23 protein-coding genes are annotated in these 21,385 nt (G+C 70.4%); 16 read left to right on the top strand and 7 right to left on the bottom strand.

The features are described 5' to 3' along the window. Positions 1-21: 21 nt before the first annotated feature. On the bottom strand, positions 22-600 hold the full coding sequence (locus ACM26Y_RS23820; RefSeq protein WP_054372629.1) for a TetR/AcrR family transcriptional regulator: 579 nt from the start codon (positions 598-600) through the stop codon (positions 22-24). A 140-nt stretch (positions 601-740) separates the two neighbouring features. On the opposite strand from ACM26Y_RS23820, the gene ACM26Y_RS23815 reads away from it, so the two are divergent. The 10 genes from ACM26Y_RS23815 (at position 741) to ACM26Y_RS23770 (ending at position 11,052) form a co-directional block, all read left to right on the top strand. Further along, positions 741-1,304 (top strand): MaoC family dehydratase N-terminal domain-containing protein, encoded by a 564-nt coding sequence (locus tag ACM26Y_RS23815; protein ID WP_416062128.1) that lies wholly within the window; start codon positions 741-743, stop codon positions 1,302-1,304. Next, positions 1,304-1,714, top strand: a complete 411-nt coding sequence (locus tag ACM26Y_RS23810) for a Zn-ribbon domain-containing OB-fold protein (RefSeq protein WP_003938762.1) — start codon at positions 1,304-1,306, stop codon at positions 1,712-1,714. Before ACM26Y_RS23815 ends, ACM26Y_RS23810 begins: the two co-directional genes overlap by 1 nt. Continuing rightward, a complete protein-coding gene (locus ACM26Y_RS23805) occupies positions 1,711-2,121 on the top strand; it encodes a MaoC/PaaZ C-terminal domain-containing protein (protein WP_003938761.1) in 411 nt (136 codons plus the stop codon). Before ACM26Y_RS23810 ends, ACM26Y_RS23805 begins: the two co-directional genes overlap by 4 nt. Next, a complete protein-coding gene (locus ACM26Y_RS23800; protein WP_054372627.1) occupies positions 2,118-3,317 on the top strand; it encodes a lipid-transfer protein in 1,200 nt (399 codons plus the stop codon). The genes ACM26Y_RS23805 and ACM26Y_RS23800 overlap by 4 nt, the downstream gene beginning before the upstream one ends. A 29-nt stretch (positions 3,318-3,346) precedes the next feature. Continuing rightward, entirely contained in the window at positions 3,347-4,552 is a 1,206-nt protein-coding gene (locus tag ACM26Y_RS23795) for a DegT/DnrJ/EryC1/StrS family aminotransferase (protein WP_054372626.1), read from the top strand. Between the two features lie 103 nt (positions 4,553-4,655). Next, on the top strand, positions 4,656-5,789 hold the full coding sequence (locus tag ACM26Y_RS23790) for a steroid 3-ketoacyl-CoA thiolase (RefSeq protein ID WP_416062127.1): 1,134 nt from the start codon (positions 4,656-4,658) through the stop codon (positions 5,787-5,789). A gap of 3 nt (positions 5,790-5,792) precedes the next feature. Then, on the top strand, positions 5,793-7,994 hold the full coding sequence (locus ACM26Y_RS23785; RefSeq protein ID WP_416062126.1) for an acyl-CoA dehydrogenase: 2,202 nt from the start codon (positions 5,793-5,795) through the stop codon (positions 7,992-7,994). Positions 7,995-8,026: 32 nt separating this feature from the next. Beyond that, complete coding sequence (locus tag ACM26Y_RS23780; RefSeq protein WP_003938756.1) at positions 8,027-9,235, top strand: acyl-CoA dehydrogenase family protein; 1,209 nt, start codon at positions 8,027-8,029, stop codon at positions 9,233-9,235. A gap of 1 nt (position 9,236) precedes the next feature. Beyond that, complete coding sequence (locus ACM26Y_RS23775; protein ID WP_416062125.1) at positions 9,237-10,364, top strand: acyl-CoA dehydrogenase family protein; 1,128 nt, start codon at positions 9,237-9,239, stop codon at positions 10,362-10,364. Between the two features lie 82 nt (positions 10,365-10,446). Continuing rightward, on the top strand, positions 10,447-11,052 hold the full coding sequence (locus ACM26Y_RS23770; protein ID WP_289378027.1) for a PaaI family thioesterase: 606 nt from the start codon (positions 10,447-10,449) through the stop codon (positions 11,050-11,052). A 78-nt stretch (positions 11,053-11,130) separates the two neighbouring features. Here the strand turns inward: ACM26Y_RS23770 and ACM26Y_RS23765 are convergent, their stop codons facing one another. Together ACM26Y_RS23765 and ACM26Y_RS23760 are read right to left on the bottom strand one after the other, a co-directional pair. Continuing rightward, positions 11,131-11,955 (bottom strand): IclR family transcriptional regulator, encoded by an 825-nt coding sequence (locus ACM26Y_RS23765; protein ID WP_003938753.1) that lies wholly within the window; start codon positions 11,953-11,955, stop codon positions 11,131-11,133. Between the two features lie 101 nt (positions 11,956-12,056). Next, positions 12,057-12,980, bottom strand: coding sequence for an SDR family NAD(P)-dependent oxidoreductase (locus ACM26Y_RS23760; protein ID WP_416062124.1), 924 nt, complete (start codon positions 12,978-12,980; stop codon positions 12,057-12,059). Between the two features lie 421 nt (positions 12,981-13,401). Between ACM26Y_RS23760 and ACM26Y_RS23755 the strand changes: the two genes are divergently transcribed. Next, positions 13,402-13,995 (top strand): TetR family transcriptional regulator, encoded by a 594-nt coding sequence (locus ACM26Y_RS23755; RefSeq protein WP_003938751.1) that lies wholly within the window; start codon positions 13,402-13,404, stop codon positions 13,993-13,995. A gap of 90 nt (positions 13,996-14,085) precedes the next feature. Here the strand turns inward: ACM26Y_RS23755 and ACM26Y_RS23750 are convergent, their stop codons facing one another. Further along, positions 14,086-15,333, bottom strand: a complete 1,248-nt coding sequence (locus ACM26Y_RS23750; RefSeq protein WP_416062123.1) for an MFS transporter — start codon at positions 15,331-15,333, stop codon at positions 14,086-14,088. Positions 15,334-15,409: 76 nt separating this feature from the next. On the opposite strand from ACM26Y_RS23750, the gene ACM26Y_RS23745 reads away from it, so the two are divergent. After that, the gene (locus tag ACM26Y_RS23745) at positions 15,410-16,273 is read left to right on the top strand and encodes a LysR family transcriptional regulator (protein ID WP_416062122.1); all 864 of its coding nucleotides are present in this window, start codon (positions 15,410-15,412) and stop codon (positions 16,271-16,273) included. A 42-nt stretch (positions 16,274-16,315) separates the two neighbouring features. Here the strand turns inward: ACM26Y_RS23745 and ACM26Y_RS23740 are convergent, their stop codons facing one another. Further along, positions 16,316-16,636: a GYD domain-containing protein gene (locus ACM26Y_RS23740; protein WP_003938748.1), complete on the bottom strand. Its 321-nt coding sequence runs from the start codon at positions 16,634-16,636 to the stop codon at positions 16,316-16,318. Positions 16,637-16,790: 154 nt separating this feature from the next. On the opposite strand from ACM26Y_RS23740, the gene ACM26Y_RS23735 reads away from it, so the two are divergent. Next, complete coding sequence (locus ACM26Y_RS23735) at positions 16,791-17,201, top strand: TIGR03618 family F420-dependent PPOX class oxidoreductase (protein ID WP_003938747.1); 411 nt, start codon at positions 16,791-16,793, stop codon at positions 17,199-17,201. A gap of 33 nt (positions 17,202-17,234) precedes the next feature. On the opposite strand, the gene ACM26Y_RS23730 is transcribed toward ACM26Y_RS23735, so the two are convergent. Next, positions 17,235-17,828: an HdeD family acid-resistance protein gene (locus ACM26Y_RS23730; RefSeq protein WP_059174542.1), complete on the bottom strand. Its 594-nt coding sequence runs from the start codon at positions 17,826-17,828 to the stop codon at positions 17,235-17,237. Between the two features lie 108 nt (positions 17,829-17,936). Between ACM26Y_RS23730 and ACM26Y_RS23725 the strand changes: the two genes are divergently transcribed. Both ACM26Y_RS23725 and ACM26Y_RS23720 read left to right on the top strand, forming a co-directional pair. Further along, positions 17,937-18,752, top strand: a complete 816-nt coding sequence (locus tag ACM26Y_RS23725; protein ID WP_289378031.1) for a DUF72 domain-containing protein — start codon at positions 17,937-17,939, stop codon at positions 18,750-18,752. 78 nt (positions 18,753-18,830) lie between these two features. Continuing rightward, positions 18,831-19,304, top strand: a complete 474-nt coding sequence (locus tag ACM26Y_RS23720; RefSeq protein ID WP_416062121.1) for a hypothetical protein — start codon at positions 18,831-18,833, stop codon at positions 19,302-19,304. A 9-nt stretch (positions 19,305-19,313) separates the two neighbouring features. Here the strand turns inward: ACM26Y_RS23720 and ACM26Y_RS23715 are convergent, their stop codons facing one another. Beyond that, the gene (locus ACM26Y_RS23715; protein ID WP_003938489.1) at positions 19,314-19,826 is read right to left on the bottom strand and encodes a MarR family winged helix-turn-helix transcriptional regulator; all 513 of its coding nucleotides are present in this window, start codon (positions 19,824-19,826) and stop codon (positions 19,314-19,316) included. A 72-nt stretch (positions 19,827-19,898) separates the two neighbouring features. On the opposite strand from ACM26Y_RS23715, the gene ACM26Y_RS23710 reads away from it, so the two are divergent. Next, positions 19,899-21,317, top strand: a complete 1,419-nt coding sequence (locus ACM26Y_RS23710; protein ID WP_416062120.1) for an FUSC family protein — start codon at positions 19,899-19,901, stop codon at positions 21,315-21,317. Positions 21,318-21,385 lie beyond the last annotated feature (68 nt).

Raw genomic sequence — 21,385 nt, 5'->3', positions numbered from 1 at the left:
ACCACGCCCGCGAACACGGCGTCATTTCTCCTCGGCGAAGCCCCCGAAGAACAGCGCGACGAGCAGGTCGGTGAACTCGTCCGTCGTGTAGTCGTCGCGTCCCGGCCAGTGCATGCTCGCCCACAGTGTGTCCCGCACGGTGCGGTAGAAGACCTCGGCGGGAATGTCGGAGCGGAAGCTGCCGTCGGCGACACCAGCGGCGAGGGCGGTGAGCCAGTAGTCGCGCACCGTGCGTGACGGCGCGTCGACGACGTCGAGCAGGCCGTTGTCGCGCAGGTACTGCCGGTTCTGCTGGTAGATCGCGGTCGGGTGGGGATGTTCCTCGATCACGGCGAGAGTTTGCCGAATCAGGCCGCGCACCGTCTCGCGGGCACTCGTCGATGTCTCCACCACGCGCCGGAAGCGCTGGTCGATGTCGGCCATGAAGCCGCTGAGGATCTCGGCGACGATCGCATTCTTCGATGTGAAGAAGTGGTAGAGGCTGCCGGAGAACACTCCCGCGCGTTCGCCGATGTCGCGGACCGTGGTGGGGGCGATCCCCTTGGTTGCGAAGAGTTCGGCCGCGAGCCGCATGATCTCGTCGCGTCGGTCCGACGTCATGGCCACTTCTCCTTCCGTTTCGCCCGTTCGGCTCGAGTTTTCTGCCGTCCGTTCCAACTGAGTGGGAACGGGCAGTTCCGGCGGGGCACCCGCGCCTACCGTACTGCACCAAGCGCTTGCTCAAGAAAGGTGGTGCGGACGTGCCGACGCTGGAACAGGAGTTGGAACGGGAGTTCGAACAGTACGTCGGGCGGGAGGCCGAGCCCGCCCGGGTGGCCCGGTACGCCGTCGGTGAGGCGATGATCCGGAACTGGGTCGAGGCCCACGACGACTGCAACCCCGTCTACGTCGACCGGGACGCGGCCCGCGCCACCGGACGACCGGACGTGGTGTGCCCGCCCGCGATGATCTCGACGTGGGTGATGGCCGGCTACCGGCGCTGGCGTGAGGTGCAGCGGCTGCGTGCCGAAGGGCGGACCGAGGACTTCGCCTACTCCGAACTGATGACACTGCTGGACCGGCACGGCTTCACCTCCGTGGTCGCCACCAACGTCGAGCAGGACTACCACCGCGAACTCGTCCCGGGCGACCACGTCACCGCGCACTTCACCATCGAGTCGATCTCCCCGGTCAAACGCACCGGCCTTGGCCGCGGCTGCTTCGTCACCCTGCACAAGCGCTACGAGAACCAGCACGGCGAACTGCTCGTCGAGGAGCGATTCCGGTTGCTCCGCTTCGACCCGAACACCACCGAGGAGGCGTGATGACGGCCGTTCCCAGGCTGACTGTCACCCAGGACAACGAATTCTGGTTCGCCGCCGCCCGCGAGGGCCGGCTCGAGATCCAGCGCTGCAGCGACTGCGGCGCACTCCGGCATCCGCCGGGACCGGCGTGCCCGAAATGCCGTTCCTTCAAGTGGGACACCGTCGAGTCGTCGCGGCGGGGCACCCTGCACAGCTGGACCGTGATCCACCACCCGAAGGACCCGTCCTTCGACTATCCCCTCGCGGTCGGGCTGATCGACCTCGAGGAGGGCATCCGGATCGTCGCCGACATCGCTGGGGTCGAGCACGACCGGCTGCGGATCGGCATGGAGCTCGAGGTCGGCTTCGCCGAGCACGCACACGGCGAGATCCTGCCGCAGCTGCGCCTGCCGGGCGGAGGTGCCGCATGAGCCTGCCGGCCGTGTCCGTCGGCACCGAACTGCCGGTACTGGACCTACCGCTCGATCGCAGCACCATCGTCGCCACCGCGATCGCCTCCCAGGATTTCGAGGACGTGCACCACGATCCGGGCGCAGCCGAAAAGCGCGGCACGCCCGACATCTTCATGAGCATCAACTCGACGAACGGATTCGTCGACCGGTACATCACCGACTGGGCCGGGCCGACCGCCCGCATCCGCCGCGTCGCACTGCGGCTGGGCGTCCCCAACTTTCCCGGCGACACCATGCGTCTGACCGGGACGGTGACCCGCGTCGACGCCGGCGCCGTCACCGTCGAGGTGCTCGGCCGCAACGCCCGAGGAACGCACGTGACCGCCGAGGTCACCGTCGCACCGTACGAAGGACAGACACGATGAGCGGCAGGACAATTCCCGGCGGGGGCTTCGCCCGCAAGGCAGCGATCGCCGGTATCGGCGCCACCGAGTTCTCCAAGAACTCCGGGCGCAGCGAATGGCAGCTGGCCTGCGAGAGCGTGCTCGCCGCACTCGAGGACGCGCAGATCGGCGTCGAGGAGGTGGACGGCTTCGCGCTGTTCACGATGGAGACCAACCCGGAGATCGCGGTCGCACGCGCACTCGGCATCCCCGAATTGAAGTTCTTCAGCCGCATCCCGCACGGTGGCGGTGGCGCGTGCGCACCCGTGCAGCAGGCCGCGCTCGCCGTCGCGAGCGGCGTCGCCGACGTCGTGGTCGTCTACCGGGCCTTCAACGAACGCTCCGGCACCCGGTTCGGCGCCGGGCCGCCGCCGTTCGCCTACACGGCCAACACCGACCAGGAATACCGCAACTGGATCAATCCCTACGGGCTGCTCACTCCCGCCCAGCAGGAGGCGTTCCTCGCCCGGCGCTACATGCACAAGTACGGTGCGACCAGCGCCGACTTCGGCCGCATCTCCGTGCTCTCGCGCAAGCATGCCGCCGTCAACCCCAGGGCCTGGTTCTACGAGCGGCCCATCACCCTCGACGACCACCAGAACTCCCGGATGATCGCCGATCCGTTGCGGCTCCTCGACTGCTGCCAGGAGAGCGACGGCGGTCAGGCCCTGGTCATCGTCAGCACCGAGCGGGCCCGCGACCTGCCGCACCCGCCGGCCGTCGTCTCCGCCGCCGCGCAAGGCGTCGGACCCCAGCAGATCTCCATGAGCAGCTACTACCGCGAGGACATCGACGAGATGCCCGAGGTCGAGCTGGTGGCACGGCAGCTGTGGGATCAGGCCGGTATCGATCCGGACGACATCGACGCCGCGATCCTCTACGACGCGTTCACTCCGATGGTGTTGCTGCAACTCGAGGAGTACGGGTTCTGCGGCCGCGGCGAGGCCAAGGACTTCATCGCGGACGGCAACCTCGAACTCGGCGGCCGCCTGCCCGTCAACACCCACGGCGGCCAACTCGGCGAGGGATACATCCACGGCGTCAACGGAATCGCCGAGGGCGTGCGCCTGATCCGCGGCACGTCGGTGAACCAGCCCGGCAAGGACGTGGCGAACGTCCTGGTCACGGGCGGCTCCCCGGTGCCGCACAGCGCACTCGTGCTCTCCACCGACAACTGACCGACCACCCATTCAGAGGAAGTCCGAACATGACCGAACGCATCACCTATGCCCGCGCCACCCACGGCGAGGACGAAATCCGAGCGGTGGTCGACGTCCTGCGCAGCGGCCATCAGGGGCTGCGCATCGGCAAGAACGTCTTCGAGCTCGAACGCCGTATCCCCGAGCTGTCCGGGAAGCAGTACGGCGTGATGTGCAACTCCGGATCCTCCGGCCTGTACCTCGCCGTCGAGCTGCTCGACCTGCCGAAGGGCAGCGAGGTCATCACCTCGCCGCTGACCTTCTCCACCGACGTCGCGCCCCTCGTGCGTGCCGGCCTGACACCGGTCTTCGTCGACGTCGAACCGGACACGTTCAATGTCGACGTCGCCAAGATCGAGGCGATGGTCACCGACCGCACCAGCGCCGTGCTCATCCCGAACCTCGCCGGCAACTGCCCCGACTGGGACGCGATCCGGGCCGTCGCCGACCGGCACGGCCTGAAGGTCGTCGAGGACACCTGCGACACCCTCGGCGCACGGCTGCACGGCACCCCTACCGGTGCGCGCGCCGACCTGAGCGTCACCAGTTTCTCCATGGCCCACATCATCACGTGTGCCGGCACCGGCGGCATGGTCATGATGGACGACGAACAGACCCGTGATCGTGCACTTCTGCTGCGCCGCTGGGGACGTCGCTCCGAGCCGAACCTGTTCGGCAACGGCGGTGGACGCGTCTTCCGGGAGGACCTGGACGGGGTCGACTACGACAACGACTTCATCTTCGATCTGCTGCCGTGGAACTTCGAACCGTCCGAACTCGGCGCCGCCTACGGCGTCGTGCAGCTGAACAAGCTCGCGCAGAACTACGAGCGGCGCCGCAAGACCTTCGCGGAATTCACCGCCGCATACGGTGCCTACCCCGAATTCTTCCGCACGCCGGTCGAAACCGACGGCCTCGACACCGCCTGGCTGTGCTATCCCGTCACGGTCACCGCCGACGCCCCGTTCTCCCGCAGCGACCTGCAGGAGTTCGTCGAAGCGCAGGGCATCGACACGCGAACCGTGTGGAGCGGCAACATCACCCGCCATCCCATGATGGCCGGCGTCGAGCACCGCGTGCCGGACGAAGGCCTGCCCGAGGCCGATGCGGTGTTCGAGCGCGGCATGACGCTCGGCATGAGCCACGGGCTGTCCGATGAGGAAGTCACCCGCGTGACCGACGCGATCCACGCGTTCGCCGCGAAGTGGCGGTGATCGCCGTGTCGTCCCGTTTCACCGGCCGCAGCTCCGACGGTCTCGGCCTCGTCGACGAATTCGGGCTCGGCAACCGACAGTGGACCCGACCGGAGGTACCCGCATGAAACCCGTGATCGTCGATGCCGCACGCACTCCCTTCGGCAAGCGCGACGGCTGGATCTCCGGCCTGCACGCCGCCGAGCTGCTCGGTCTCGCGCAACGCGGCGTGCTCGACCGGCTCGGCCTCGACGCCGCCCTCGTCGAGCAGGCCGTCGGCGGGTGTGTCACCCCGATCGGCGAGCAGTTCGGCAACATCACCCGCACCGCGTGGATGCATGCCGGTCTGCCCTCCCACACCGGGACCACCACCATCGACGCCCAGTGCGGCACCGCGCTGCAGGCGGTGCATCTCGTCGCCGGGCAGATCGCGCTCGGCACCCTCGAGGTCGGCATGGCGTGCGGCGTGGAACTGATGTCGCGCGTCCCGCTCACCTACAAGGTCGGCACCGGCGCCGGCACCCCGCGACCGGCGTCGTGGTCGGTGGACACCCCCGACCAGTACACCGCGGCCGACCGCATCGCCCGGCACCGCGGCTTCTCCCGTGAGGACCTCGACGCGTTCGGCCTGCGGTCGCAGCAGCGGGCGCGCGCGGCCTGGGACGCCGGGTGGTTCGACCGGCAGATCATCCCCGTCGCCGTCCCGGGCGACGGCGGCACCACCGTCGCCCGGGACCAGGGACTGCGCGAGACCAGCCCGGAGGCGCTCGCGCGGTTGCGTCCCACGATCGAGGGCGGCCTGCACACCGCCGGCACCTCGTCGCAGGTGTCCGACGGGGCGAGCGCCGCAATCCTGATGTCCGAGGACAGGGCACGAGAACTCGGCGCGGCACCGCGGGCCCGGCTGCTCGCGCAGTGCGTCATCGGCGGCGACACCGAGTTCATGCTCGACGGTCCGGTGGCCGCGGCGCAGACGTTGTTCGACCGCACCGGGATGACGGTCGCCGACGTGGACCTGTTCGAGGTCAACGAAGCCTTCGCGGCCGTGCCGATGTCGTTCGCCGAGGTGCACAAGATCGACCCGGACGTGCTCAACGTCGGCGGCGGTGCCATCGCCCTCGGTCACCCGGCCGGCGCGACGGGAATCCGGCTGCTGGCCACCGCAATCGACGAGCTCGAACGGCGGGACCGGCAGGTCGCGATGATCGCCATCTGCGCGTCCGCCGCCACCACGTGCATGATCCTGGAACGGATGTAGGTCATGGCCATTGCACTCGACGCCGACCACCGCGACCTCGCTGACGCCGTCGCGGGGCTCGCCCGTCGGCACGCCCCGATCGAGCGCACCCGCGCCGCGTTCGCCGACCTGGCGGCCGGCAAGCGGCCGGAGCTCTGGGATGCGTGCGTCGCGCAGGGCCTGCACGCCCTGCACCTGCCCGAGGAGCACGGCGGCGGTGCGGCGGGACTGCCGGAACTCGCGGTCGTGGCCGAGCAGTTCGGCCGCGCCCTCGTTCCCGGCCCGTGGGTTCCGACCGTGCTGGCCGGGGCGTTGGTCGCCACCCTCCCGCCCGAGGGTCTCGTCGCGGACCTGCTGCGGCGGTTCGCCGAGGGCGCGACCGGCGCCGCCGTCACCACCCCCGGCCTCGTCGCGACCGCGTCGGGACAGGGATGGACGGTCACCGGTGTCTCCGAGCCGGTGCTCGGGTTGCCGGGCGCCGACGAGGTGATCGTGCGCGCCACCGCCGACGGCGCACCCGTGTGGTTCCGGCTCCCACCCACCGCCGGGGAGATCGAGACCGCCGACGGCGTGGACCTCACCCGATCGGTGGGACGACTGCGACTGTCCGCAGCGGCGATCACACCCGAGCACCTGCTCCCGGCGATCGCCGACGACGACGTGCAGCTGATCGTCAACACCGTGCTCGGCGCCGAGGCCGCCGGAATCGCGGCGTGGGCGCTGGACACCGCCGTCGACCACGTCTGTAACCGCCACCAGTTCGGCCGACCCGTGGGCAGCTTCCAGGCCGTGCAGCACAAGGCCGCGATGATGCTGGTGCGCAGCGAGATCGCCCGTGCGGCGGCGTGGGACGCCGCCCGGTCGGTCGGGCAGGACCGGGAGCAGCAGCGTCTCGCGGCAGCGCAGGCGGGGCTGACGGCCGTCCCGGCGGCCGTGGACGTGGTGCTCGAATGCGTCACCCTGCTCGGCGGTATCGGATTCACCTGGGAACACGACGCGCACCTGTACTGGCGACGGGCACTGTCGATCGCCTCCGTCGCCGGTCCGGAGGACGTCTGGGCGCGCCGGCTCGGTGAGCTCGCGCTGTCCGGCGAGCGCGACTTCTCCTTCGTCGAAGCCGATGCGCTACCGGAGCTGCGTGCGCAGGTCGGTGCCGTCCTCGACGAAGTACGGGCACTGCCGGACGATGCGGTGCGCAGCGACGGCTGGGCGCCGGCACGCGGCGGGGCACGTCGTGCCCGGCTCGCCGAGGCCGGACTTGTCGCGCCGCACTATCCCCGGCCGTACGGCCTCGCGGCCGGACCGCAGGAACAGGCCGTGATCGCAGACGAATTCGCGCGCCGCGGCCTCGAACTGCCGACCACCGTCATCGGCGAGTGGGCCCTGCCCACCCTGTTGCGGCACGGCACCGAGGACCAGCAGCGGCGTTTCGTCATCCCCACCCTGCGCGGCGAGATCGTCTGGTGCCAGCTGTTCAGCGAGCCGGGCGCCGGCTCGGACCTCGCCGGGCTGTCCACCCGCGCCCGCAAGGTGGCCGGCGGCTGGGTCCTCACCGGACAGAAGGTGTGGAATTCGATGGCGCACGAGGCGGATTGGGGCATCTGCCTGGCTCGCACCGACCCCGATGCGCCCAAGCACGAGGGCATCTCGTACTTCCTCGTCGACATGCGCAGCGACGGGCTCGACGTGCGACCGCTGCGGCAGGCGACCGGGCGGGCGGAGTTCAACGAGGTGTTCTTCGACGACGTCTTCGTCCCCGACGACTGCCTGGTCTCGGAACCGGGGCAGGGCTGGCGTCTCGCGGTGACCACCCTCGCCAACGAACGGCTCAGCATGGGCGCACAGCTCGCGCACGGTGCGGCCGCACGGGTGCGCGACGTCGTCGAGTCGGGCCGCTACGCCGCCGCCCGCGACGAAGCACTGCGCGTCCTCGGCCGCAACACCGGCCGTGAGATGGCCCTGTCGGCGATGAACCTGCGCAGCGTGCTGCGCCGGTTGTCCGGTCTCGACGCCGGGGCGGAGATCAGCGTGCAGAAGGTCTTCAGTGCCCTCGCCCAACGCGACGGCTCGCGCGGGCTGGTCTCGCTGCTCGGTCCGCTCGGCGCCGCCGACGACGACGGACACATGCTCGACCACCTCGGTCTGCCCGCGGTGCTCTTCGGCGGCGGCACCATCGAGATCCAGCTGAACGTGATCGCCCGTCGCGTGCTGGGACTGCCGCGCTGACACCGACCACACCACATCCACCTGGAGGGGCTATGCACCCGGAACTGTCCGACGATTCACGTCGGCTCCGCACCGAATTACGCAACTACTTCGCCGAGATCATCGACGACGACGACCGGCGCGCCCTCGTCGACCAGACCGAGGGCGGACCCGTGTTCGACCGCATCCTGCGACGGATGGGCCGCGACGGGTGGCTCGGTCTCGGCTGGCCCACCGAATACGGCGGGCGGGGAGAGGATCCCGAGGCCCTGTACGTGTTCTACGACGAGGTGATCCGCGCCGGCGCACCGCTGTCGCTGGTCACTCTCAACACCGTCGCGCCGGCGCTGATGAAGCACGGGACCCAGGCGCAGAAGGACTTCTTCCTGCCGCCGATCCTGGCCGGTGAACTCATCTTCGCGATCGGCTACACCGAGCCGAACGCGGGCACCGACCTCGCCTCGCTGCAGACCCGCGCCCGCATCGAGGGCGACGAACTGGTCATCAACGGCAACAAGATCTTCACCAGCGCCGGCGTCTACGCGGACTGGATCTGGCTGGCCGTCCGCACCGACCCGGACGCGCCGCGGCACCAGGGCATCTCGGTGGTGCTGGTACCGACGTCGGCGCCCGGGTTCTCGGTGACCGAGATCCACACCGTCGGTGGCATCAGCACCTCCGCCACCTACTACGACGACGTCCGCGTGCCGCTGACCAACGTCGTGGGCGAGCTGAACCAGGGCTGGGGCCTGATCACCAACCAGCTCAACCACGAGCGGGTCGCGCTCGCGGCCCGCGGTGGCATCGCGAACGAGCTGTACGACGCCGTGCTCGCCTGGGCGCAGTCCGAGCCCCTGGGCGCCGGGACCGTCTACGACCTGCCCTGGGTGCGCACCAATCTGGCGGAGACGTACGCACTGCTCAGCGCCGCCGATCTCGTCAACCTCCGGCTCGTCGCGGACGTCGCTGCGAACACGCTCGGCGGCGGAGACTCCGCCGCTGCCAAGATCTTCGGGACGGAGGCGGTCGTCACCGCCTACGGCAAGATGCAGGAGATCCTCGGCGTCCGTGGCCTGCTGCGGCCCGGCAGCCCCGGAGCCGTCGTCGAGGGGCGCGTCGAAACCCTGGCGCGCAGAGCCCAGAACAACACCTTCGGCGGCGGCACCAACGAAGTGATGCGCGAGATCGTCGCCGCCAAGTGCCTCGGCATGACGCTCGCCGCCCGTCGCCGCACCGACGCCCCCACCAGCACGAGGAGCTGACATGGATTTCGAACTCGACGAGGGCCTGACGAGTGTGCAGGACCTGGCGTCCCAGCTCTTCCGGCAGCTCGCGCCGGTCGAGCGGGTCGTCGAGGTGGAGAAGAACGAGGGCGGCTTCGACGCGAAGCTGTGGAGCGCCCTGGCCGACGCCGGTCTGCTCGGCATCGCGGTGCCGGAGGAGTCCGGTGGCGCCGGGATGGGTCTGCTCGGCCTGATCACCGTGCTCGAGCAGCAGGGCCGGCACGTGGCGCCGGTGCCGCTGTGGTCGGTGACGGCGGCCGCGTCGGCGATCGTTCGGTTCGGCACGGCCGAGCAGGTCGAACGGCTGGTGCCCGGCATCGTGGACGGCTCCCGACCGGTCGTCGCCGCGTTCGACGCACCCTACGGTGAACTCACCTCGTTGTCGGCGGTGAGCAAGGGCGACGACCTGGTCGTCAGCGGAACCGTCGCCGGCGTGCCCGCCGCGGCCGTGGCCGCCGCCACGACCGTGCCGGTCCGGTGCGACGACGGATCGCTCGCCGTCGCAGTGATACCGACCGGGGCGGACGGCGTCACGGTGGAACCGGTCGCCGCCACCGACCGCGGCAGCTTCGCCAACCTCCGGTTCGACGACGTCGTCGTGCCCGCGGCCGATCGTCTGCCGGGCGACGGCGCGGAGACGGTCGCCTGGGTGCGCCGCCGGATCCAGCTCGCGCTCGCGGCGGTGCAGCTGGGCGTGTGCGCGCAGGCGCTGCAGACGACGGCCGAATACACCTCGCAGCGAGTCCAGTTCGGTCGGCCGCTGTCGACCAATCAGGCCGTGGCGGTGCGCGCCGCCGACGCCTACCTCGACACCGAGGCGATCCGGCTCACCACCCGGCGGGCGGCGTGGCTGCTCGACGCCGGACGGGAGCAGGAGGCCGAATCCGCGGTCCTCGTCGCCAAATGGTGGGCGTCGCGAGGCGGTCTGCGGGTGGTGCACGCGACGCAGCACCTGCACGGCGGTATCGGAGCGGACGTGGACTACCCGATCCACCGCTACTTCCTGTGGGGACGGCAGCTGTGCTTCAGCCTCGGCGGTGCGGACGCCACCGCGGCCGAGCTGGGCGACGTCCTCGGGTCTGCACCCAGGATCGGGGCACCCGCATGACGCATCCCGGGCGCCCGACGCTCGTCACCGACGCCGGCATCGGCCCGGCGCTCACGCGCCGGATCGCCGGAGAGGACTCCCGATGACCCGCACCATCGATGTGCCCGCGGACCTGCGGGAGGCGTCCGCGGAACTCGTCGCCGCGACTCGCGCGCTGATGCTGGCCGCGGCGACCACGACGGCGGACGCCGAGACCGTCCGCGCCGCCCGCGCAACGATCGCCGAACTGGCCGAGACCCTCGGCGTGCGACCGCGCTCGCGGGTGCTGCGTCCCCCGTTCGACGGTCCGTCGCGGTCCCGGGACACGGGTGGGCGCGAGCCGTGGGCGCTGTTCACCCACAACCCGATGGGCATTCCGCTCGAGATCCACTTCGGCGCGGACGAGGCGCGGGCCCGGCTGGTCGCGAACGCCCTGCACGAGGGTCCGCCCGACAGCGTGCACGGCGGGTTCAGCGCTCACCTGCTGGACTGCATGCTCGGCACCCTCATGCAGGCCCGGGGCAGCCGTTCGCTGACGGCGTCGCTCGACCTGCGCTACCTGCGCCGCACGCCGCTCGACGAGCCGCTGGATCTGTATTCGCGGATCGTCGAGACCGAGGGCCGGAAGACCGTCGCCGAGGGCTGGATCGAATGCCGCGGTGAGCGCACGGTCGAGGCGCGGGGAGTGTTCGTCCGCGTCGAGGAATGACCGGTTCCGTCGACGGAACAGCATGCAGGAAAAGTGAATTCGCGGCGCGCCGGACGACGTCCGGCGCGCCGTCGCGTTCTAGTTCGCGACACCCACACGTGTTCGGTGCGCCAGGCGGGTCCGCGCGGTGGAACCGGAGCGGCCGGGGGTGAGCATCCGCGAGGTGCGGCGTGCGGCGGCCCAGACCATCGGTGCGATGTGGGCGAGTTCGACCGTTCCGCGGCACGCCACCGAGATCGCGCCCACGACGCCGTCGGGGCCGACGACCGGTGCGGCGACCGCGCTGATGGACATGGGGCACGAGTGGCCGGGCACGAACGCGAGGCCCTGCCGCTGGCGCACCCGGTTCAGACGGTCGTGCAGTGCCGACAGATCGGCGCGGGACCGGACGTGCGGCCCGGCCGTCATGAGAGCGTCGACCCGCTCCGGCTCGAGGCCGGCGAGCAGTGCCCGTCCACTGACGGTGCTCTCGGCCGGCAGCCGGGCCGCGACCTGGGAAGGGATGCCCGCGCTGGCCGCGCCCCCGATCCGGTCGAGAAAGTACACGGACGAGCCTTCCAGCACCGTCAGGTGCGCGACCCCGCCGGTGCCGATCTGCAGGTCGTTGAGCATCCCCGCGGCCGCGGCGCGCAGCTGTGAGTAGTCCCGGGGCCGGGCCATCGTCTGCATCCGCAGCCCGGGTCCGTATCCGCGGGAGTCGTGTTCGACCCAGTGGAGGTCGACGAGCTGGGTCAGCAGGCGGAAGACGGTCGAGCGGGGCAGTCCGGTGGCGGCCGTGATCTCCTCGAGGAACATCCGGTCGGGACCGGATGTGAACACGTCGAGGATCTGGGTGAACCGCTCCGCCACGCTGGGGCGCTGCTCACGCGGCATGTCCGACACCGGAATCGAGTCACTACGCATCACAGTCAAGGTCTGACCTCCTTCGGCTCACGTTACCTAGCACTTGCTTGGTGCGCTACGCGGGCCGGCGCGGCGGCGCCGCCGGATGACGATCGGTGCCGTCACGAGAGCTTGGTACGCACGCCGGTGGTGTCCAGGGCTGCGACGCTGCGGGCGGAGAACGTCCGGTCGGCGGGGCGGTCGGCGAAGTACCCGGAGACCTGCGCGTCGAGTTCGTCGAGGGTGAAGACCCCGGAGCCGGCGGTGAATCGATTCTCCACCGTCGGGGGAGCCATCAGCGCCACCATGTCGCCGTAGACGACGAAGACCTGACCGTTCACGCGGCTCGCCGCCGGACACGCCAGGTAGGCCACGAAGGTCGCCACCCGCTCGGGGGCCAGGATGTCGACGGCCGATCCGGACGGGTCTTCGTCGAAGACGTGCGCGGTCATCTCCGTGCGCGCCCTCGGCGCGATCGCGTTGGCGGTCACCCCGTACCGGGAAAGTCCGTGCGCGGCTGCCAGGGTGAGAGCGACGATTCCGGACTTGGCGGCGGCGTAGTTCGATTGCCCCGCCCCGCCGAAGAGGAACGCCTCCGAGGTGGTGTTGATCAGCCGCCCGTACACCGGGGCGCCCGACGATTTCGACTCCGTACGCCAGTATCTCGCCGCCGCGGTGGTCAGCGCCGCGTGCCCCTTCAGATGCACGCGGATCACCTCGTCCCACTTCTCCTCGGTCATGTTGACCAGCATCGCGTCGCGGATGATGCCCGCGTTGTTCACCACGACGTCGAGGCTGCCGAACTGTTCGACAGCCGCGTCGACGAGGCGGTCGCCGATCGACCAGGCCCCGACGTCACCTTCGACGGCGATCGCCCTGCCGCCGCGCGCCTCGATCTCGGCGGCGACGGTGTGTGCAGCAGCTCCGATGTCGTTGACGACGACGGCTGCGCCCCGTTCGGCGAGTGCGAGCGCCTCGGCCCGGCCCAGGCCGGACCCGGCTCCCGTCACCACGGCCGTGCGGCCGGTCAGGTCGGTGTCGCTCACAACGTCTCCTCGTTTCGATGGATGCCGGTCCCACGGGCCGGTGCGACGGGTCCGCGCAGGTGCGGACTGTTCCTGCAGCGTGGTCCACCCCGCGGCGACCGATCCTGCCGCTCGGTCGGCACAATAGAATCAGATTCTTTTTCTGTCGAGGAAGGGATCGGTCCCTCCTCGCCGATACAGAAGTGGCTCAGCTGCATATTCCATGTATACGACGACGAATAAAAGAACGTGATTCTATTCCGCTGACCGGGACCTGGGGGCGGGATCATGCTCGCTCTACCGACGCTTCACACGGGCGCTCGACGCCGCTACGGTGACCGACCGGCCCGCCCTCTGTGACCCTGTCGTCGCTGCCGCGGAGCCGCGCTAGTCTGCGCAGGTGAGTTCCGCAGCCGCCGGTGTCCCCATGAGCCCGGACGACATGACCCCCGCACAACTGCGGCGACGCAGCCGGATCACCGAGACCGTCGTCGAGATGCTCGAGGAGACGAGTCCCGACAGCATCCAGATGCGGGACGTGGCCGAGCGTTCCGGGGTGGCGCTCGGCACTCTGTACCGATACTTCCCGGCCAAGCCGCAACTGCTCGCCGCCGCGATGGCGGCATGGAACGACCGCCTGTCGCAGCGGCTCGCCGCCGAGCGCCGGCGCCGCCCCGACCGCGACGCCCGGGCGGGGGATGTGGTGGAGCGCGTCGTCCGGTTGTACGTGCGGCAGATGAAGGCGTTCCAACGGGGCCCGTACTTCGCCCGCCTGGAGGTCGAGCTGCAGACCTGCAGGGATCCGTATGTGGTGGAGACACTGGTCGAGCGGTCGGCGGTCAACCGCTCGGCCGTCCTCGAAGCGATGGAGGGAATTCCGGCCGAGCGGGCACGGCTGGCCTCGCTGGCGATCGGCAGCACCATGCTCAATTCGCTGGTCCTGTGGACGACGGATCGCATCAGATTCGCCGAGGCGCTGCGCAACGTCGAGGACGTGTGCCGGCTGGTACTGAGCGATCGTCCCGCCTCGAGCTGAAGGCTGCCCACCGAGGGCGACGGATCACGTTGCGAGGCACAGTCTCACGCGTCCGGACCCGATTGCCTCCGTACCTCCGTCGGGTCTCCGTCACCGCGTGTCTCCGTCACCGCGTGTCTCCGCGGCCGGGGTGCGCCGGTGCTGCATCAGGTGTTCCCCGGCGAAGAGGGCGAAACCCGCAGTGGGGAAGACCGCTCCGAGGACGCACACCGCGAGCCATCCGCCGGTGAGGTAGGCGGCCGTGGACAGCGCGCTGCCGAGGGCGCCGGCCAGAAAGTAGGACGTCATGTACGCGGTGTTGAGGCGGCTGCGGGCGTCGGGCCGCAACGGCTGGATCAGGCTCTGGTTGCTGATGTGCGTTCCCTGGATACCCAGGTCCAGCAGGGCGACGCCCACCGCGAGTGCCGGCACGTGGTGTTCGCCGAAGGCGAGGAACACGAAGCTGACCGCGGTGACCGCGACGAACAGCCCCGTCTGCCGGCGGGCGTAGCCGCGGTCGGCGAAGATGCCGGCCGTCCGTGCTGCCAGCGCGCCGGCGACCCCGACGAGGGTGAAGATCCCGATGCGGGCCTCGGACCACCCGTACCCCGGCCCGGCGAGCAGGAAGCCGACGCTGGTCCAGAACACTCCGAACGAGGCGTAGGTCAGGGCACCGTAGGCGATCCGGCTGCGCAGTACCGGTTCGTCGCGGATCAAGTGCACCACCGAGGCGAGCACCGTGCGGTAGCCGGCGGTGGTCGCCGGGGGCAGGACCGGAAGGGTCCGCACCAGCAGCACGGTGCAGAGCATCAGCACCGCGGCCAGCACGAACACCGCTCGCCACCCGGCGATCTCGGCCACCAGGCCCGCCACGACGCGGGAGAGGAGAATGCCGAGCAGCAGGCCGGTCATCACGTTTCCGATCACACGTCCGCGTTCGTCGTCCCGGGCCAGAGATGCGGCGAACGGGACGAGGATCTGGCCGACGACCGATCCGGTGCTGACGAGCACGGCCGTGACTGCGAGGATCTGCCAACTCGGTGCCCAGGCCATGACCAGCAGGCCGGCGGCGGTGAGCACGAGCATGCGTCGCAGCAGCCGCCGCCGTTCGACCATGTCGCCCAGCGGCACCAGCAGCGCCAGACCGACGGCGTACCCGATCTGGCCCGCGGTGACCACCCATCCGACCTGTGTGGTGGAGGCGTCGAGGCTGTCGGCGACGGCGCCGACGAGCGGCTGGGCGTAGTAGCTGTTGGCCACAACCAGGCCGGAGGCCAAGGCCATCGCGACGACGAGCCGGCGGGGCATGCGCGTGGTCGCGGTGTCGGCGGTCGGGGCGCCGGTGGACGGGGACTGCATGGCACCGATCCTGCGAGCCCCGGCATTGATGTGTCCAACGGGATGAATCGATGAATCCGAGCGATAGAGTCGATGAATGGAACTACGGCAGTTGCGGCACTTCGTGGCCGTCGCCGAGCACGGGCACTTCACCCGGGCCGCCGAGTCGGTGCACCTGTCGCAGTCGGCGCTCAGTGCGTCCGTGCGCGCGCTCGAGCACGAACTCGGGGCGTCGCTGTTCGAGCGCACCACCCGGTCGGTGCTCCCGACCGCGGCGGGCAGAACCCTCTATCCCTACGCGCAGCGGCTGCTACGCGAGGCCGCGGATGCCCGCGCAGCCGTGGCGAGACTGGAAAGCGGTGCGACCGGCACCCTCGCGGTGGGTACCGTGCAGACATTCCGGGCCGCGGACCTGCCGTCCCTGCTCGCGCAATTGCACCGCGCCCACCCGGGTATCGAAGTGGCCCTGCGAGAGGCGACCACCACCGAACTGTTCGACGCCCTCGTCACGGCAGAACTGGACCTGGCGTTCGTGGCCCTCGACGCGCGTCCGCTGCCGCCCGGGCTCGTCGCGTTGCGCACCTACACCGAAGAACTGGTCGCCGTGGTCGCACCCGGCCACCGGCTGGCCGCCGTCGCGAAGACCGATCCGGCCGGGCTGCAGCCGTACCCGTTCATCGAATTCGAGGCCGGCACCGGACTGCAGACCACCGTGGATGCGCTGTTCGTCCGCGCGGGCGTGCACCGCGACGTGACGTTCCGCGTCGGGGACATGGACCGCCTGCTCGATCTCGTCCGCCACGGTCTCGGGGTCGCGGTCATCCCCGAACCGATCGCGCGACGCAGCGGCCTGCACCGCATCAGACTGCGGCCCGGGCCGCCGCACCGCACACTGGCGCTGGTGTGCCGCGACCCGGCCCCGTCCTCCACCGCCGCGCGTCTGTTCCTCGACCTGCTCTGACCCGGCGATCCGACCGTCAGCGAGCGTCCCGCTCGGTCCCGCTCAGTGCCCCGGCGTCCGGTACGCGGCGTTGCGATGCACCGCGTCGTCCATCTCCTGAGGGGTGAGCAGCCGGATCGGCACGGAACGCGCGATACCCGACGCACGGGTGCGGAACTCGAGCGTGGCCGCGGCGAGATCGTCGGGCACGTCCCCGATGACGTAGAGGTCGTGCCCGCCGAGCGCGAAGTGCACGGACTCGACGCTGCCACCGACACTCTCGACCATCTCGGTGATGGCGGAACTACGGACGGAACCACCCTCGGAGAGCAGACCCTGCGCGCCCTCGGGGGTGTAGGTGACCTGCCACAGGTACTTCGGCATGTTCTCGACTCCTCGGCTGTCGGGCCATTCCACGGCCGGGCTCGGTGCCCCCTCCATGGTCGACCCGCTCGCGCCCTCGTGGGGCGGTTTCGCCCCGAACCGGCGTAGGTTCGTGACCGAACCGCCCGACCTTTCCGACGAGAGGACCACTGCCGTGCCCAGACCTCCGCTGCCGCAGGCCGTCGCCGAGATGCTCGCTCAGCCGAACTACGCCACCATCAGTACGGTGCGGGCCGACGGACATCCGGTGTCGGTGCCCACCTGGTACCTGTTCGAGAACGGCCGGATCCTGGTGAACATGGACGCCGAGCGCAAGCGGCTCGAGCACCTGCGCCGAGATCCCCGGGTCAGCCTGAGCGCGATGGACCCGGCGGACTGGGTGACGCACGTGAGCCTCCAGGGACGGGTCGTCGAGTTCGTCGACGACCCCGAGCTGACCGACATCGACCGCGTCGCGCGGCACTACACCGGCACGCCCTACGGGGTGCGCAACCGGCCGCGGGTCAGTGCCTGGATCGAGATCGACCGCTGGCATGCGTGGGGCCGGCTGAAGGATGCGGCCTGACACAGTCCCGCCGCCGGCCCCGGGGGGCCGGGCTCACACGAGCCCGGCCTCCTTCGCCACCTTCCGGACCTGGAAGGCCACGACGATCAGCAGCACGCCGAAGAGGATGGCGTAGATACCCAACAGCCAGATGAGGCTGATGATCCCGCTGCCGGGGAAGATCAGCAGCACGACACCCAACAGAACCGCGAGGATGCCGGCGAAGAGCGACCATCCCCATCCCGAGTTCGGGACTTTCCGGAAGCTCAGCGCACCGATGATGCCGGTGACGCCGAACAGGATCGCGTAGAACGCGATGATGTACAGCACCACGAGTGCGGTGGCCGCGGGCCAGACGAGGGCGACGATGCCGGCGGCGATGGAGACCAGGCCCATCGCGAGCCACCAGCCCCAGCCGTCGAGGCGGGCCCGGTCGCGAATCGAGTGGTAGACGAGTACGACGCCGTCGACGATGGCGTAGATGCCGAATACCACCACGAGGGCCCAGACGGTGATCCCCGGCCACACCAGGGCGACGACACCGAACAACACGGCGAGGATGCCCCGGATCAGCACCAACCACCACATCTGTTTGAACAGGGGACTGAACTGATCGTTTGCGGTGAACGCTCTCTCGGACACGGCCACTCCTAGGATGCGGTCTCGTAGTTCGGGCACAGCGTAGGCCCGTACGGTTCCCCCCGCCTGCCGAATGACGATCCGATTCCCAGTCGTGACGAGCGTTACCGTGGAGCGATGGCTCAGGTGCGGATCGGGATCTCCGGCTGGCGGTACGCCGAATGGCGCGGTGACTTCTACCCGGCGGGGCTGGTGCAGCGCCGCGAACTCGAGTACGCCGCGGAGCGGTTCGGATCGATCGAGATCAACGGCACCTTCTATGCGCTGCAGCGGCCGTCGAGCTTCCTGCGGTGGCGGGACGAGACACCGGACGGGTTCGTCTTCGCCGTCAAGGGCGGCCGGTACGTCACCCACATGAAGCGCCTCGTCGACGTCGACGACGCCCTCGCCAACTTCTTCGCGTCCGGGGTGCTCGCCCTCGGCCCGAAGCTGGGGCCCGTGTTGTGGCAACTGCCGCCCTCCTTGGCATTCGAGCCGGAGCGGCTCGCCGCGTTCGTCGAGCGGTTGCCTGCCTCGACGACCGAGGCCGCGGCACTCGCCGTGCGCCACACCGAGAAGGTTCCCGACGATCGGGCGTGGACGGAAACCGAGGCGGATCGGCCCCTCCGGTACGCGCTCGAGGTGCGGCACCCGAGCTTCACGGACCCGGACGCGGCGGCACTGCTGGCCCGGCTCGGCGTCGCCCTCGTCGTCGCCGACACGGCCGGGCGGTTCCCGTTCCTGACCGAGGCCACCACCGATTTCGTCTACGTGCGACTGCACGGAGACACCGAGCTGTACGCGAGCGGGTACGCCCCCGACACCTTGGACGAGTGGGCGGCGCGGGTCCGTGGCTGGCGCTCCGAGGGGCGCGACGTGTACGTGTACTTCGACAACGACATCAAGGGCTACGCGCCCTGGGATGCGCTCGAACTGCAGCGCCGCGTCGGCTGACCGTGTCGGTGCGGCATGGCACGCTCGTCGTGACGCGCCGGCGCTCGCCGGGAGCATCGGCGACCCGAGGAGGACACCGTGTGGCCCACGCACTGGCCGCAGCTCGCGCGGGAAATCGCGGAGCACACCAGCGTGGCGCTCGCCGCCGCCCGGACGCGGTCGGTCCCGGCCTGGGAGGACGCGACGACCGAGTTGGTAGCGCTGCCGTACGAGCAGGTCGCCGGCGTGCACGCGACGATGATGCGCGAGCTGCTCGAGGAGCTGCACCCGGACGGCCTGGCCGGCGAGGACGTGCAGGCGGTGTTCGAGCGCAGCGCGCGCACGGGGGCGGCGTGGCTGCCGTCGCTGCACCCGGACACGGTGGTGGCCGTGCTCACCGGCACCCTCGGGGTGTCGGATCCCGACGCACCGAAGGCTCGTCCCGACGAGTACCTGCAGGCCGGCCTGGTCGTGCTGGCCGACCTGCTGGCGGCCCGCCGGGCGGACCCGGGCGTGTACCTGCGTCGCGCGCTCGGGGAGATCGAGCGTGCCGAGACGGTCGAGATGCCCTGACGGCCCGCCTCAGTGCCGGGTGTGGTCCTCGACTGCGCGGGTGAGTCGTCGCAGCAGCGCGGTGAGGGTGTCGAGTTCGTCGTCGGTGAAGCCGTCGAGCATGCGGCGCTCACGTTCGACGCGTCGGGGGAACTCGGCGTCGACCACGGCGCGGCCCGCTTCGGTGAGGGAGAGCAGGACGACGCGGCCGTCGCGCTCGAAACGCCGGCGCTCGACCAGCCCGAGCCCCACGAGACGGTCGGCGTGCTTGGTGGTGGAGGCGCCGCTCAACCCGGTGACCGACGTGACCTCGCTGGCACGCAGAGGCGTGTTGCTGCGCGCCAGCGCGCACAGCACTTCGAACTCGGGACGTGTGACACCGCTCGGCACGAGTTCCCGGTCGAGCTGGGAGAGGGCGAGGGAACTGATCCGGGTGATACGGCCGATGACGTCGATCGGGCGGGTGTCGAAGCCGGGGTGCGTCTCGGCCCAGCCGAGCCGAACGTGGTCCACGAAGTCCTCGGGCTGGGCGGTGTCCGACATGGGTCCATCCTAGCGAGGAGTCTCACACTCAATTCACATTTACTTTATCTCTGAAATATCTACGCTGGAGAGGTGCGCCCCTCCCTCCCGATCCCAGACCACAACCGTCTCAGGCACTCGACGACCGCGCTCGCGCATTCGCTGTCGCCTGCCGCGTGGCGCGAGGCGCTCGAATTCCGCAGTGCCGACGCCACCGTGGCGCCTGCGCTGCGCGTGGGATCGGCGGTGCTCGTCGCGCTCGTCGGAGGCGGCCTCCTGCACCTGCCACACCTGGCCGGATTCGCCGCCCTCGGCGCGCTCGCCTCGGCCTTCGGACGCTACGAGCCCTATCCGCGACTGGCCGGAAAGATGGCGATGGTCGGACTCGGTGTGGTCGGCTACGTCGCACTCGGCGCCGGTGTCGGCGCGGCCACGGTGCCGATGGGGATGCAGATTGCGGCGCTCTCGGTAGCGGCCGGGTTCGCCTTCTGGGTTCTGGGGGCCTTCCGGCTGTCCGGGCCGGGACCGGTCATCCTGGTCTTCGCGGCCGCCGGCGCAGCCGGATTCGCGCGCACCGCCACGGACGTACGGGACGCGGTCGTTGCCGCGTCTGTGGGAGTGGTTGTGGGATGGGTGATCTCGATGGTTCCCGCCCTGTATCACCCGCACGGGCCCGCGCGAATCGCCGTCGCCCGCGCCCTGGCGGCGGTCTCGGTAATCGAGCGCGACGGCCACTGCGCGGTGCCGGGCGCCCGCGCCGCGATCTCCCGGGCTCACGACGTCGTCGCGCTCGGCTCCCGTCGGGCGGACGCACACACCCGCGAACTCCTCGCGCTGCTCGCCGCCGCCGGCACGGTCGTCGACGAGGCCGAGTCCGACGCCGTGCCCGATCGGGTGGCCGAATTCGCCCGATTCGAGGTCGAACTTCGGAGAGTCCGGCGCGACATCGCCATTCCCCGTGTCGACGGGACCGGAACACCCGTCCTCGCACGGCCCGTCGGATTCGTGCGTGAGGGCGTCCCAAGGTTGCGGGACCGCGCGATCCTCGTCGGCGCCGCCCGGGTGCTCCTCGCCTCGCTCCTGGCGGGCTGGTTCGCCGCCGCGGCGGGTCTGCACCACCCGCTGTGGGCGACGATGGGGGCGATGGCCGCGTTGCAGGGCGTCAACTACCGGCAGACGGTGCAGCGGGCGATCCAGCGTCTGCTCGGCAACGTCGCGGGCGCCGTGCTGGCGGCGGCGTTGATCGCGCTGTCCCTGGATTACTGGCCGTACGCGCTGGCGATCGTGGTGCTGCAGGTCGTCGCCGAGCTGTACGTGATGAAGAACTATGCCGCGACGTCCGTTGCGGTGACCGCGATGGCACTGCTGCTCACCGGGCTCGGCGAGAACCTGGGCCCGGAGATCGCGATGAGCCGGATCGCCGACACGCTCGTCGGGGTCGTGGTCGGTGTGCTCGTCGCGGCGGTGACCATCGACCGCGCCGACCGGCACCATCTGCGACCCGCGCGGTAACGCACCTTGCGCGGCGGTCCGGGACCGGCGCCCGAGCTGCGACGTATCGACGGTCACGATCGCACTCG

It is taken from the genome of Rhodococcus indonesiensis, assembly GCF_047782815.1.
Lineage (GTDB): Bacteria > Actinomycetota > Actinomycetes > Mycobacteriales > Mycobacteriaceae > Rhodococcus > Rhodococcus indonesiensis.
Note: the sequence above shows the minus strand (reverse complement) of the source record. Positions and strands in the feature narration are given on the sequence as shown.